The organism is Microbacterium laevaniformans, assembly GCF_016907555.1.
GTDB classification, from domain to species: Bacteria; Actinomycetota; Actinomycetes; order Actinomycetales; family Microbacteriaceae; genus Microbacterium; species Microbacterium laevaniformans.
This window is the reverse complement of record NZ_JAFBCE010000001.1, coordinates 791,851-804,568: the sequence shown is the minus strand read 5'-3', so window position 1 is coordinate 804,568 and position 12,718 is coordinate 791,851. Positions and strand designations below refer to the sequence as shown.

Genomic DNA, 12,718 nt, shown 5'->3' with positions numbered 1-12,718 from the left:
CCCCGCCGCGCTGATCCCCGCCGATCAGTGCGGTCGGCGCGGCAGACGGCCGGGCCCGCCGCCCTCGTTGCCCGTGGCGCGATCGGTCGCCTGCTGCAGACCGATCAACTGGGTGTCGGTCGTTGCGCCCACCGGGTGGTGCAGCGCGCCTCCTTCCGCGGCCTGCTGCTGCTGACGACGCTTCGTGCGCTGCTCGATGCGGTACGCGACGTAGCTCAACGCCAGGCACATGGCGACGTAGATCGTGCCGCCGACGATGGCCGTCTGTATCAGCGGTGAGCTGTACACCGCGTTCGAGCCGAGCAGCTTGATGACGTACAGCAGCTCGGGGTAGGTGATGATGAAGCCGAGCGCGGTGTCCTTGAGCGTGACGACCAGCTGGGCGACGATCACGGGCATCATGGCGCGGATCGCTTGGGGCAGCAGGATGAGGCGGAGCACCCCGGCCTTGCGCAGACCGATCGCGTAGCCGGCCTCGCTCTGGCCGCGCGGCAGCGACTCGACGCCGGCACGGATCACCTCGGCGAGGACGGAGCCGTTGTAGGCGACGAGCGCGATCACGACCGCCCAGTAGGGCTCCATGCGGATGCCGACAACGGGAAGTCCGTAATAGAGGAGCATCATGAACACGAGCACCGGAACCGCGCGGAGAACCTCGGTCACCCACCCGACGGGCGTGCGTATCCAGGCACGATCCGACAGACGCCCGATTGCGAGGACCAACCCCAGCGCGAGCGCACCCGCCGCCGCCGCCGCGAAGGCGGCGAGCGTCGCGAGGGCACCGTCGAGCAGACGCTGCCAGATCGTCCCGTAGGTGAAGATCTCCCACTTGTCGGCGGCGAACTGACCGGTGGCGGCGAAGCGCCAGATCACCCATCCCGCCGCCGCCGCGATCACGACGATCGTCACCGCACCGAGCACCCGGTTGCGGGTGATCGCCTTCGGCCCGGGGACGTCGTAGAGGACGGAACTCATCGGGCGACCTTCCATCTGCGCTCCATCGCCCGTTGCAGCCACGCGAGCAGCAGCACGAGGGCGACGAAGATGACCATGACCCACAGAAGCGTCACGAGCTGGTTCTCGCCGCGCTCGCTGAGGTTGCTGCGCACGGAGCCGAGGTTGAGCACCGAGAAGCCCGCGGCGACCGTCGTGTTCTTCAGCAGGGCGATGAACACGCTCATCATGGGCGGGATGACCGAGCGCGTCGCCTGCGGTAGGACGACGAGCGTCATCACCTGACCGAACGTGAGCCCGAGAGCGCGCGCGGCCTCAGCCTGCCCCAACGGGACCGTATTGATCCCCGAACGCAGCGTCTCGGCGACGTAGGTCGCCGTGTAGACGCCGAGGGCGAGCGTTGCCAACAGGATCGCATCGATGCGCTCACGCAGCAGGATCGGCAGACAGAACGCGAAGAAGAACATGACGAGGGTCAGCGGTGTGTTGCGGATCCAGTTGACGTAGACCGTGCCCACCGCCCGCGCCGCGGGGATCGGCGAGACGCGCATGGCACCGACGATGAAGCCGAGCACCAGCGCGAGAATGCCACCGCCGATGAACAGCACCATCGTTCCTCTGAGCGCCTCGCCCCAGAGATCGAGGTTGTTGGTGATGATCTCCACCGCCCCGCCTTCCGTCGTTCTCGTTGTCGTCGTCTCGGTGCCGGATGCCGGCGGCAGCGCGGTCGTCGCTGCCGCCGGCCCCGCTCAGCTCGCGGCGTCGACCGGGGGCTGCGTCGCCTTCACACCGGAGGCGCCGAGGTTCTTGTCGAAGATCGCCTGCCAGGTCGACCCGCCGTCGGTGAACATCGTGTTGATGAACGTCTGCAGCGCGGTGTCGCCCTTGGCGATGCCGACGCCGTAGCGCTCCTCGCTGAACGGTTCGCCGACGACCTTGAGCTTGTCGGGAGCCTGGGCCGCGTACCCGATGAGGATCGCTTCATCGGTCGTGACCGCGTCGACCTGACCGTTCTTGAGGTCTTCGACGCACGCCGAGTAGGTGTCGTACTCCTTGGTCTTGGCGGGAGTCTGATCCTTGATCCGCTGAATCGAGGTCGAGCCGGTCGCCGAGCAGACGGTGTCGTCCGCGGTCAGAGAGTCTTTGCCCGTGATCTTGTCGTTGTCGGCGGCGACCAGCAGGCCCTGTCCGGTGATGAAGTACGGACCGGCGAAGGAGATCTGCTGCTTGCGCTTGTCGGTGATCGAGTAGGTGCCGACGTAGTAGTCGATGTCACCGTTCACGAGGGCCTGTTCCCGGTTGGCCGAGGCGATCGGCTGGAACTGGATCTTGTCCTCGGCGACGCCGAGCGAGGCGGCGATCCAGCGCGCGATGTCGACGTCGAAGCCGCTGCGCGTGTTGGTCACCGGGTCCAGGTAACCCAGGCCCGGCTGGTCCTCCTTGACGCCGACGGTGACGGTGCCGGAGCTCTTGATCTTGTCGAAGGTGGGGCTGCCCTCGATCGTCACGTCGGTGGCGACCGTCCAGGGATTCTCGGCGGCACCCGAGGCACCGCCGGTGGAGCCCGGCTCCGCGCCGGGCGTACCGCTGTTGCACGCGGTGAGGGCGAGCGCGGCGAGGGCGATCCCCGCGATGCTGCCGGCGATTCTGTTCTTCTTCAGCATGTGATCCTCCTGTTTCGTATCCATCTCTCGTTGACCGCGCCGGTGCCAGGCGCGGACGTCTCGGTCAGTGCGTGATCAGCTTGGAGAGGAAGTCCTTCGCCCGGTCGCTCGTGGGGGCCGTGAAGAACTGGTCGGGGCGTGCCTGCTCGATGATCTGGCCGTCGGCCATGAAGACCACTCGATCGGCCGCTTTACGCGCGAACCCCATCTCGTGCGTGACGACGATCATCGTCATGCCGTCCTGGGCGAGACCGACCATGACGTCGAGCACCTCGTTGATCATCTCCGGGTCGAGCGCGCTGGTGGGCTCGTCGAACAGCATGACCTTGGGCTTCATCGCCAGCGCCCGGGCGATCGCGACACGCTGCTGCTGACCGCCGGAAAGCTGTCCCGGCAGCTTGGATGCCTGATGCCCGACGCCCACGCGCTCCAGCAGCACCTTGGCTTCGGCTTCGGCATCCGCCTTCTTCATCTTCTTGACCTTGATGGGGCCGAGCGTGACGTTCTCGAGGATCGTGAGGTGGGAGAAGAGGTTGAAGGACTGGAACACCATGCCCACGTCTGCACGCAGAGCCGCGAGCGCCTTTCCCTCCTTCGGCAACTCTTTGCCGTCGATGGTGATCGTGCCGCTCGTGATCGTTTCGAGGCGGTTGATCGTGCGGCAGAGCGTCGACTTGCCCGAGCCGGAGGGGCCGATCACCACGACGACCTCACCGCGGTTGACCGTCATATCGATGTTCTTCAGCGCGTGGAAGTCGCCGTAGTGCTTCTCGACGTTGCTGACCACGACGAGGGGATCCCCGCGGCGCACGGTGATGTTGGACGTCGCCGGGGTCGCATTCGGAATCGACATGCGGGCCAGCCTAGGCAGATCCTGTGGAAGACGACCAACTTATGCACAGGATCTTGACCGAGTCGTAACCGACCCGGAACAATTCGCGTCAGCGATCGCCGCGCTGTGCGAAGGCCGTCTCGTACAGGCAGACGCTCGCCGCGGTGGCGAGATTCAGCGACTCGGCGCGACCGTAGATCGGCAGTCGCAGGGAGAGGTCGGCGAGCGCCAGCGCATCGTCGTCCAGGCCCCGTGCCTCGTTGCCGAACAGCCAGGCCGTGGGTGCGGCGAGCACGTCTCGGCGGGCGAGGAAGTCCTCTCCCCCGACGTCCGCGGCGACGATGCGCAGGCCCGCCGCATGTGCCCGTTCGACGGTGGCCGGCAGCTCCGCGGCGACGGCGACGGGCACGTGGAACAGCGAGCCGGTCGTGGCGCGCACGACCTTGGGGTTGTAGGGATCGACCGTGCGTCCGGTCAGCACGACGGCATCCGCACCGGCGGCGTCGGCGGCGCGGATGATGGTGCCGAGGTTGCCCGGATCGCGTACCTCTTCGCAGATCGCGATGAGGGTCGGCGATGCGGCGAAGATGTCTTTGAGTGACGTCGGCGACTGTCGCGCGACGGCGACGATCCCCTGCGGGGTCACCGTGTCGGCCATCGCATCCAGCACCGCCTCGGTCGTGAAGACGATGTCCAGGCCTGCGTCCGCGGCCGCATCCCGGATGTCTTGATGTCGCTCCATCGCCGTGGGCGTGGCGAAGAGCTCGACGAGGGTGTCGGGGCGGAAGGCGAGAGCCTCGCGGGCCGCCTGGGGTCCCTCCAGCAGGAATAGCCCGGTCTCCTGTCGGGCGCTGCGCTTGGTCAGCTTGGCGACGGCGCGCACACGGGGAGAACGAGGATTTTCGAGCACGATCTCATCCTAGGGAATGAAGAAGGGGCGTCCCCCGTTCGGAGGACACCCCTTCTCGTGCTGTGTGGGCAGTGATTACGCCTTGGGCGCGTTCACGTCCGCCGGCAGCGCCTTCTTCGCGGTCTCGACGAGCGAGGCGAAGGTGGCCGGCTCGTTGACGGCCAGCTCGGCCAGCATGCGACGGTCGACCTGCACGCCCGCCAGGCCGAGGCCCTGGATGAAGCGGTTGTAGGTGATGCCGTTCTGACGGGCCGCGGCGTTGATGCGCTGGATCCACAGGCGGCGGAAGTCGCCCTTGCGCTTGCGGCGGTCACGGTACGCGTAGACCAGCGAGTGGGTGACCTGCTCCTTGGCCTTGCGGTACAGGCGCGAACGCTGCCCGCGGTAACCGGATGCGCGCTCGAGGATGACGCGACGCTTCTTGTGGGCGTTGACGGCCCGCTTGACTCTAGCCATTTTCTTCTACTTTCTCGTCTGCGTCAGCGCTCAGATGCCGAGGAGCTTCTTGGCGACCTTCGCGTCGCCGGGAGCCAGGATCTTGTCGGCCGACAGGCGGCGCGTGCGCTTGGTGGGCTTGCCTTCGAAGTTGTGGCGGAGGTTCGCCTGCTGCTTCTTGATCTTCCCGCTACCGGTGACCTTGAAGCGCTTCTTGGCACCCGAGTGGGTCTTCTGCTTCGGCATGTCTCTATCCTTCGTTGTGGTTCCCGCGGGGCGGGAGCTCTGGGGGCCGAGAGGCTGCGCCTCCGGCCGGCGGCCTTACTCCGCGGGAGCGGGCTCGGCGGCGGGGGCGGCCTCGGGCTCGGCGCCCGTGGTTCCGCGCGCCTGGCGCGCCGCCTCCTTGTTCGCAGCACGCTGGGCGTTCTGCTCGGTCTTCACCTCGGACTTGTTCTTGTGCGGGGCGATGACCATGACCATGTTGCGTCCGTCGATCGTGGGGTTCGACTCGACGGTTCCGTACTCGGCGACGTCCTCGGCGAACTTGCGCAGCAGCCGTACACCCTGCTCCGGACGCGACTGCTCGCGGCCTCGGAAGAGGATCATGGCCTTGACCTTGTCACCGGCCTGCAGGAAGCCTTCGGCACGCTTGAGCTTGGTCGTGTAGTCGTGCGCTTCGATCTTCAGTCGGAAACGGACCTCTTTGAGAACCGTGTTCGCCTGATTGCGACGCGCTTCCTTCGCCTTCTGCGCCGCCTCGTACTTGAACTTGCCGTAGTCCATGATCTTGACCACGGGCGGCTTCGAGTTGGGGGCGACCTCGACGAGGTCGAGATCTGCTTCCTGAGCGAGGCGCAGAGCGACCTCGATGCGGACGACGCCGACCTGCTCACCCGCGGGTCCGACGAGGCGGACCTCGGGAACGCGAATGCGGTCATTGGTGCGGGGATCGCTGATGCGGAACTCCTTAGTCGTACGGGTGGGTGCCACCGGACACAGGGATGTGTCTCGGGCGGAAGATCGTCACGTCCACCCCGCACGACGCGCACGTCGGCTTCGTTCCTGCACCCTCACCCGCACCGATTGCTCGGTGCGACAACCTCGACGGACGAGGCGGAGCGCGTGACCCGGTAGCCTGGAGCGGCAAGCGCGGGTGGGATGTGATCCTCTTTCGTTCCGGAGCAGAACACTCCGGCGCCCGCACAGTCTAGCAGAGAGCAGCACGTGGACACGATTCCTTCCTCCCCCGACCGTCACGAGGCCGAACGGCTCGCCCGATGGGAGGAACAGGAGCGTGCCTCCGCCGCCGCCACCCGCGACATCGCCGACGTGCCGGCGGTGGAGGTCATCACGACGGCCGCGGTGCATCTCATGAGCGCAGCCGCCGTCAAGACCGGTCTCGCGGACGATCCCGAGACGCAGCTGGATCTCGACGAGGCACGCAAGCTGATCAACGCCCTGGCGGGGCTGATCACGGCCGGAGCGCCGGAGATCAGCGACATGCACGCGCGGTCACTGCGCGATGGACTGCGCTCGCTGCAGCTCGCGTTCCGCGAGGCCTCGGTCATCCCCGACCCGATCGGCAAGGGCCCGGGCGAGAAGTGGACCGGGCCCGTCACGTGAGACCCGGCGCGGCGCTCAGCCGCGGACGAGCTTGACCGTGAGCGAGTCGAGCAGCACCGCAATGCGATCGTCGGCGGCCCACCGTGCCGCCAGCCGCTGCAGGGTGGCGTCGAGCTGAGACTGGTCGAGCCCATCCACGAGCTGCAGACGGACGATCAGTTCCGGGCCGCGCAGACGCGCCTGCGGATCCCCCGGCGCCACCGACAGGTCGAGCACGCCCAGCTCGGAGCCGATCGAGTCCTGCAGCCCGGCATAGACCTCCGGCGAGGTGTGCGCGGGTTCCCAGGCCAGCCCTTGACCGAGGGCCCACACCGCGGGGCGACGCAGAACGAACTCGGTCTCGGATGCCGGGTCGATCACGATCAGGTCCGTATCGTCGGCAGCGGCGGCCAAGGCGGTACGGATGCCGTCGGCCGGCACCGGTCGCGCTTTCGGATCCCACGCCGCCATCGTGCGCACCGACGTGAACACGGGCAGCACACGCCGCCCGTCGGGCGCGGCGACCGTTACGATGGACAGCTCCTGCGTCTTGTCGACGGTGTGGCCGGACGGGGCGACGCCCACATCGCCGGCCTCGGCGACCAGCGGGATCAACAGGCGTGCCGTGCGGTAGGCGTCGACGACCGCACGAGCATCACCCTCGCCCCGGCGGAAGCTCAGCAGTGCCGACAGCAGCGCAGCGTCTGCAGAGCCGTCGTCGCCGGCGTGCGGATTGGGCTCGAAGGAGCGCCCCTCCCAGGGGACGCCTGCGGAATCCGCGGCGCAGGCGTGGGCTGCGGCGTCGTCGGGACTCTCAGCCTGCGGCGACATCCAGCGCCTCGGCGAGGGTGAAGGCCCCCGCATAGAGTGCCTTACCCACGATGGCCCCTTCGACGCCGAGCGGAACGAGCTCGCGCAGGGCCGCGATGTCGTCGAGGTTCGAGATGCCCCCCGAGGCGACGACCGGCTTGACGGTGCGGGTGGTGACCTCGCGCAGCAGCTCGAGGTTCGGGCCCTTCAGCGTGCCGTCCTTGGTGACGTCGGTGACGACGTAACGGCTGCACCCGGCGTCTTCGAGGCGCTGGAGCACCTGCCAGAGGTCGCCGCCGTCGCGCGTCCACCCGCGCGCAGCGAGCGTGGTTCCACGCACGTCGAGTCCGACCGCGATCGCGTCGCCGTAGCGGCCGATGACGTCCGCCGCCCACTCCGGGTTCTCCAGCGCCGCGGTGCCGAGGTTGATGCGGCTCGCCCCCGACTCGAGGGCGGCCTCCAAGGTCGCATCGTCGCGGATTCCTCCGGACAGCTCCACCTGCACGCCCTTGAGCTGCTTGATGACCTTGCGCAGCACGGCGGCGTTGTTGCCGCGTCCGAAGGCGGCATCCAGATCCACGAGGTGGATCCACTGGGCGCCGTCGCGCGCCCAAGCCAACGCCGCGTCGACGGGATCGCCGTAGCTCGTCTCGGTGCCGGCCTCACCCTGCGTCAGACGTACCGCCTTGCCGTCGGCGACGTCGACGGCGGGCAGGAGGATCAGTTCGGGGGTCGACGCGAAATCGTTCATGGCTCCAGGAAGGGTTCAGTGCCCGCCATGCGCGGACACGAGGACACACAAGCAGAGAGACTACTACCGGGTGCGGGTGAGGTCTTGCGGAAGCGAGGAGATCCAGTTCGCGAGAAGCCGGATGCCGGCCTCGCCGCTCTTCTCGGGATGGAACTGCGTCGCCGACAGCGGCCCGTTCTCGACGGCGGCGAGGAACGGCGTGCCGTAGTCGCACCACGTGAGGGCGGGTTGACGGAACGGCCGCGTGACCTCGAGCGACCAGTGCTGGGCGGCGTAGGAGTGCACGAAGTAGAACCGTTCGTGCTCCAGGCCGCGAAAAAGAGTCGAGCCTTCGCCCACCCGCACCGTGTTCCAGCCCATGTGCGGGAGCACCGGCGCGTCGAGTTCGGTGACCGCGCCGGGCCACTCGCCGAGCCCCTCGGTGTCGTCACCGCGTTCCACACCGTGCTCGAACATCACCTGCATGCCGACACAGATGCCCAGCACCGGCAGACCTCCGGCGAGACGACGTTCGATGATCTCGTCGCCGCGCGTGGCGCGCAGGGACTCCATCACGGCCCGGAAGGCTCCGACGCCGGGTACGACCAGACCTGCGGCGTCGTGGATCAGGCCACGATCGGCCGTGAGCCGCGCATCGGCTCCCGCGGCGACGAGGGCCTTCACCGCGGAGTGGACATTGCCCGACCCGTAGTCGAGCACAGCCACGAGAGGCCGCTCCTCGATGCGGGTACCGGCCTCGAGCCCTGCGGTGGCGTCGGTCATAGGGCGCCCTTCGTACTGGGGATGCCGTGGACCAGGGGGTCGAGCGCCTTCGCCTGCCGGAAGGCCCGCGCGAACGCTTTGTACTCGGCTTCGGCGATGTGGTGCGGGTCCCGTCCGCCGAGCACCGTGACGTGCATCGTCAGACCGGCATTGAAAGCGAGCGCTTCGAACGTGTGACGCACGAGCGACCCGGTGAAGTGGCCGCCGATGAGATGGTGCTCGAACCCGACCGGCTCCCCGGTGTGGACCAGATAGGGGCGCCCGCTGATGTCGACCACGGCCTGGGCCAGCGCCTCGTCCAGGGGAACGAGCGCATCCCCGTAGCGCGAGATGCCGCTCTTGTCGCCGAGCGCCTGACGGATCGCCTGACCCAGGACGATCGCGGTGTCTTCGACGGTGTGGTGCGCATCGATGTCGGTGTCTCCCGAGGCGCGTACCGTGAGATCGGTGAGCGAGTGCTTTGCGAAGGCTGTGAGCAGGTGGTCGAAGAACGGCACCGTGGTGTCGATGCTGCTGTGCCCGGTGCCGTCGAGGTCGAGATCGAGTTCGACCGTGGACTCGCTGGTCGCGCGTCGCAAGGATGCCGTGCGGGGGGCCGGGGTGCTCATGAGCCGAGTCTACCGAGAGCCCGCGCGCCGGCCCGGCGTGTTACCCCGGCGTTCACCGTCAGTGCGCGCCGGAACCGCCCGGGCCGAGTGAGGCGAGCGCGTCGAGGAACGCCGTCGACTCCTCCGCGGTGCCCGCCGTGACACGCAGACTGTGGGCGATGCCGACATCGCGGATCAGAACGCCGCGGTCGTAGAGCCCCTGCCACGTCGCCGCAGGATCTTCCACACCGGAGAAGAGCACGAAGTTCGTCCAGCTCTCGAAGGGGCGGTAGCCGAGCGCGTCGAGTGTCGCGGAGATACGGTCGCGCTGAGCGACGATCTCGTCGACCATCGCGAGCATCGCCGGCGCGTGACGCAGCGCGGCCGATGCCGCCGCCTGCGTCAGCGCACTGAGGTGGTAGGGAAGCCGCACCAGACGCAGAGCATCGATGACGGCGGGGTCGGCCGCGAGGTAGCCGACGCGAGCGCCGGCGAATGCGAAGGCCTTGCTCATCGTGCGAGACACGACCAGCCGCGGCCGATCGGGCAGCAGCGTCAGTGCCGACCGGGAATCGCGGGGCGCGAACTCCTGGTAGGCCTCGTCGACGATCACAATGCCCGGTGCGGCGTCATAGACGGCCTCGATCACATCGAGTCCGAGTGGCGTTCCGGTCGGGTTGTTCGGCGCGCACAGAAAGACGACATCCGGCTGCGCACGGTCGACCTGAGCGGCCGCGTCTTCGGGGGCGAGTGTGTAGTCGACGCCGCGCGTCCCGCTCACGTACGTCGCGCCAGTGGCACGAGTGAGCAGCGGGTACATCGAGTAGGTCGGTGCGAAACCGAAGGCCGTCCGACCGGGGCCAGCGAACGCTTGCAGAAGGTGCTGCAAAACCTCATTGGATCCGTTCGCCGCCCAGATCTGCGCGGCCGACAGGCCATGACCCAGGTAGTCCGCGAAGCCCTCCCGCACGGCGGTGAACTCGCGATCCGGATAGCGGTTCACCTCCCGGAGCGCACGGGCGATGCTGTCGAGGATGTCGTCCGCGACCGCTTCGGGCACCGGATGCGTGTTTTCGTTGACGTTCAGCGCGACGGGCAGCGGAGCCTGGGGAGCGCCGTAGGGCGTCAGGCCGCGCAGGTCGTCTCTGAGGGGAAGGTCATCGAGTCGAACGCTCACCCTCACCATCGTAGAGGTCACCGTGATGAGCGGACGAGGCTGATCAGTGGCCGGCGGAGTACTCGGCGGGGATCGCGATGCTCTGTCCGGCATCGAGGCTGCCCGAGTCCAAGGCGTTGAGTCGAACGATCGCGTCGACGGCGTCGCGCGGGTCGACGTCAGGTGCGACCGCGCGTGCGATCGACCAGAGCGTGTCGCCCGGCTGAACCGTGACGTGGGTGAACGTGACTCCCGAGGATCCCTCATTGGAGGCCAGCGCGCCGCCGCCGGACACGATGCCGATACCGAGCGCGACGATGACGGGGATGGAGGCGAGGAAGGCGAGCACCCGGCGACCACGAACCGTCAGGCGCAGACGGGTGGCGGGGGCCGCCGCGATGACACGGCCGCGGGGCGAGGCGCCGAGGATGTCGATCGTGGTCATGGGTTCCTCCTTGAGACGTGTCCCGCGCCGCGGCGTCGGGGGTGAGAGCGTCACCTCGAAGATTCGAGTCGAGATTCGCATCCGCCTCTCGGCCGGGAGAGCCGGATGCGAATCTCTGTTCCGAATCTATCTTCGATAGTATTCGAGTGTCAAGCGATACGGTTCTCGCAGATGAATCGAATCCGACACGCGCACGCGTGCCGTCCGACCGTGCGAAAACCGGATACGGTTTCGACAAGACGACCCCATCACCAACCTCCGACATTCGAAGGCTCTGCCTTCCGGGGACGCGATCGAAGGAGCGCGCGATATGGCCGAGAAGCCTCAGACACGCAGGCGGAAGAGCCTCAGCGACAAGCAGCTGAAGATCCTCGAGGTGATCCAGACCTCCATCGCGCGCCACGGCTACCCGCCGAGCATGCGCGAGATCGGCGATGCCGTGGGCCTGAAGTCGCTGTCCAGCGTCACCCACCAGCTCAACCAGCTGGAGCTGAGCGGCTACCTCCGCCGCGACGCCGGCAAGACGCGCGCGATGGAGGTCCTCATCGATCTGCCGGGTGCCGCCGCCGAGAATCCCGCCGACCTCGCTCCGGCCGTGGGCGATGCGGCACTGGTCCCTCTGGTGGGGCGCATCGCGGCGGGCGTGCCGATCACGGCAGACCAGCAGGTCGAGGAGATCTTCCCCCTCCCCCGCCAGCTCGTCGGCAAGGGCGACCTGTTCATGCTCAAGGTCAGCGGCGAGTCGATGATCGACGCCGCCATCTGCGACGGCGACTGGGTCGTCGTGAGATCGCAGCCGACCGCGGACAACGGCGACATCGTCGCGGCGATGCTCGACGGCGAAGCGACGGTGAAGACCTTCCGGCAGCGGGACGGCCACACGTGGCTGCTCCCCCGCAACTCCTCCTTCGAGCCCATCCTCGGCGACGACGCGGTGGTCCTCGGTCGCGTCGTGGCCGTCCTGCGCGCGATCTGATCATGTCGCGGGCGCGCGCCCTCGCATCGGCCGTCGCGATCGTCCTGGCCGTCGTCTGCCTCCCGTTGTCCATCCTGAGCGTCTGGGCGCGGGTGCAGCTGGCGGCGGCTGCAAGCGCCCGCCGCCGCCGCCGCGCAGGGTCTCGTGCACGACACGATCGCCGGTGCGATCCGCTCCGACAGCTTCGGGGCACTGTGGGACCGGCTTCTTCGACAGTCTCACCGCGCGCTCACGCTCGCCGCGACCTCCGATGGCTCCGGCGTCGTGGTGCAGACCAAGGCCGGACTCGGCATCCAGGTCGGCGCCGTGGTGGCGGGCGTGAAGGAAAGTCTGAGCGCGCAGGGCGTGGCGTGGGCGACGCTCATCCCCTCCGTCGATCACGTCGTGGTCATCGGCTCCGGAGACGCCCTGGCCGCCATTCGAACGGGATATGCGCTCGGCGTGAAGGCCGGATGGTGGATGCCGGTCGCCACCGCGATCCTGTTCCTCACCGGGATCGCGCTCGCTCGGCGACGCTTCGACGCCCTGCGGCGGGCCGCGCTCGCGGCGGCGGCGGGCCTCGGAGCGCTGCTGATCGCGGCCGCGGCGGGCCGGGCGGCCGTATCGTCCGCCGCAACCGGGACGGCCCTCACGCCGGCCGCGGCGGCCGCCGTCTACGACCAGCTGGTGTCGGCGGCGGTCGGCGCCGCCGGGGCAGCTCTGGCGATCGCTCTCGCCGTCGCCGCCGGAGCGTGGCTCGCCGGTCAGTCCGCGCGGGCGGCGGCTCTTCGCCGCGCGTGGAGTCGTTGGGGTCTTCGCCGCGCGGCGGCGGACGAGTCGTCCGACTGAGCGGAC

Annotated in this window: 17 protein-coding genes; 3 read left to right on the top strand and 14 right to left on the bottom strand. The window is 68.4% G+C overall.

The window, feature by feature from the left end; all coding sequences use genetic code 11:
• Nucleotides 1-24: 24 nt before the first annotated feature.
• From JOE53_RS03685 to infC, 8 genes are all read right to left on the bottom strand, one after another.
• A complete protein-coding gene (locus tag JOE53_RS03685; protein WP_233449475.1) occupies nt 25-975 on the bottom strand; it encodes an amino acid ABC transporter permease in 951 nt (316 codons plus the stop codon).
• Entirely contained in the window at nt 972-1,619 is a 648-nt protein-coding gene (locus JOE53_RS03680; protein WP_061682097.1) for an amino acid ABC transporter permease, read from the bottom strand. Before JOE53_RS03680 ends, JOE53_RS03685 begins: the two co-directional genes overlap by 4 nt.
• Before the next feature lie 84 nt (nt 1,620-1,703).
• The gene (locus JOE53_RS03675; protein WP_005048921.1) at nt 1,704-2,618 is read right to left on the bottom strand and encodes a glutamate ABC transporter substrate-binding protein; all 915 of its coding nucleotides are present in this window, start codon (nt 2,616-2,618) and stop codon (nt 1,704-1,706) included.
• 64 nt (nt 2,619-2,682) lie between these two features.
• A complete protein-coding gene (locus JOE53_RS03670; RefSeq protein WP_005048918.1) occupies nt 2,683-3,471 on the bottom strand; it encodes an amino acid ABC transporter ATP-binding protein in 789 nt (262 codons plus the stop codon).
• A gap of 88 nt (nt 3,472-3,559) precedes the next feature.
• Nucleotides 3,560-4,360: a TrmH family RNA methyltransferase gene (locus JOE53_RS03665; protein ID WP_005048914.1), complete on the bottom strand. Its 801-nt coding sequence runs from the start codon at nt 4,358-4,360 to the stop codon at nt 3,560-3,562.
• A 75-nt stretch (nt 4,361-4,435) separates the two neighbouring features.
• Nucleotides 4,436-4,816, bottom strand: coding sequence for a 50S ribosomal protein L20 (rplT, locus tag JOE53_RS03660; protein WP_005048911.1), 381 nt, complete (start codon nt 4,814-4,816; stop codon nt 4,436-4,438).
• A gap of 30 nt (nt 4,817-4,846) precedes the next feature.
• Nucleotides 4,847-5,041, bottom strand: a complete 195-nt coding sequence (rpmI, locus tag JOE53_RS03655; protein ID WP_005048908.1) for a 50S ribosomal protein L35 — start codon at nt 5,039-5,041, stop codon at nt 4,847-4,849.
• Between the two features lie 75 nt (nt 5,042-5,116).
• Nucleotides 5,117-5,785, bottom strand: coding sequence for a translation initiation factor IF-3 (infC, locus tag JOE53_RS03650; protein WP_005048905.1), 669 nt, complete (start codon nt 5,783-5,785; stop codon nt 5,117-5,119).
• Nucleotides 5,786-6,019: 234 nt separating this feature from the next.
• Here infC and JOE53_RS03645 point away from each other — a divergent pair, with 234 nt between their 5' ends.
• Nucleotides 6,020-6,418: a DUF1844 domain-containing protein gene (locus JOE53_RS03645; RefSeq protein WP_061682104.1), complete on the top strand. Its 399-nt coding sequence runs from the start codon at nt 6,020-6,022 to the stop codon at nt 6,416-6,418.
• Between the two features lie 15 nt (nt 6,419-6,433).
• Here the strand turns inward: JOE53_RS03645 and JOE53_RS03640 are convergent, their stop codons facing one another.
• The 6 genes from JOE53_RS03640 to JOE53_RS03615 form a co-directional block, all read right to left on the bottom strand.
• Nucleotides 6,434-7,228, bottom strand: coding sequence for an SseB family protein (locus JOE53_RS03640; protein ID WP_204946815.1), 795 nt, complete (start codon nt 7,226-7,228; stop codon nt 6,434-6,436).
• Entirely contained in the window at nt 7,212-7,958 is a 747-nt protein-coding gene (gene priA, locus JOE53_RS03635) for a bifunctional 1-(5-phosphoribosyl)-5-((5-phosphoribosylamino)methylideneamino)imidazole-4-carboxamide isomerase/phosphoribosylanthranilate isomerase PriA (protein WP_121190519.1), read from the bottom strand. The genes JOE53_RS03640 and priA overlap by 17 nt, the downstream gene beginning before the upstream one ends.
• A gap of 63 nt (nt 7,959-8,021) precedes the next feature.
• A complete protein-coding gene (gene hisH, locus JOE53_RS03630) occupies nt 8,022-8,720 on the bottom strand; it encodes an imidazole glycerol phosphate synthase subunit HisH (protein ID WP_005048896.1) in 699 nt (232 codons plus the stop codon).
• Nucleotides 8,717-9,328, bottom strand: coding sequence for an imidazoleglycerol-phosphate dehydratase HisB (gene hisB, locus JOE53_RS03625; protein WP_204946814.1), 612 nt, complete (start codon nt 9,326-9,328; stop codon nt 8,717-8,719). The genes hisH and hisB overlap by 4 nt, the downstream gene beginning before the upstream one ends.
• A gap of 58 nt (nt 9,329-9,386) precedes the next feature.
• Complete coding sequence (locus JOE53_RS03620) at nt 9,387-10,493, bottom strand: histidinol-phosphate transaminase (protein ID WP_204948166.1); 1,107 nt, start codon at nt 10,491-10,493, stop codon at nt 9,387-9,389.
• A 34-nt stretch (nt 10,494-10,527) separates the two neighbouring features.
• A complete protein-coding gene (locus tag JOE53_RS03615) occupies nt 10,528-10,908 on the bottom strand; it encodes a LysM peptidoglycan-binding domain-containing protein (RefSeq protein ID WP_016463242.1) in 381 nt (126 codons plus the stop codon).
• 310 nt (nt 10,909-11,218) lie between these two features.
• Between JOE53_RS03615 and lexA the strand changes: the two genes are divergently transcribed.
• Together lexA and JOE53_RS03605 are read left to right on the top strand one after the other, a co-directional pair.
• Nucleotides 11,219-11,884 carry a transcriptional repressor LexA gene (lexA, locus tag JOE53_RS03610; protein ID WP_005048887.1) on the top strand — a complete coding sequence of 222 codons (666 nt, stop codon included), beginning with the start codon at nt 11,219-11,221 and terminating at the stop codon, nt 11,882-11,884.
• A 144-nt stretch (nt 11,885-12,028) separates the two neighbouring features.
• Nucleotides 12,029-12,712, top strand: coding sequence for a hypothetical protein (locus JOE53_RS03605; protein ID WP_233449474.1), 684 nt, complete (start codon nt 12,029-12,031; stop codon nt 12,710-12,712).
• Nucleotides 12,713-12,718: the final 6 nt, after the last annotated feature.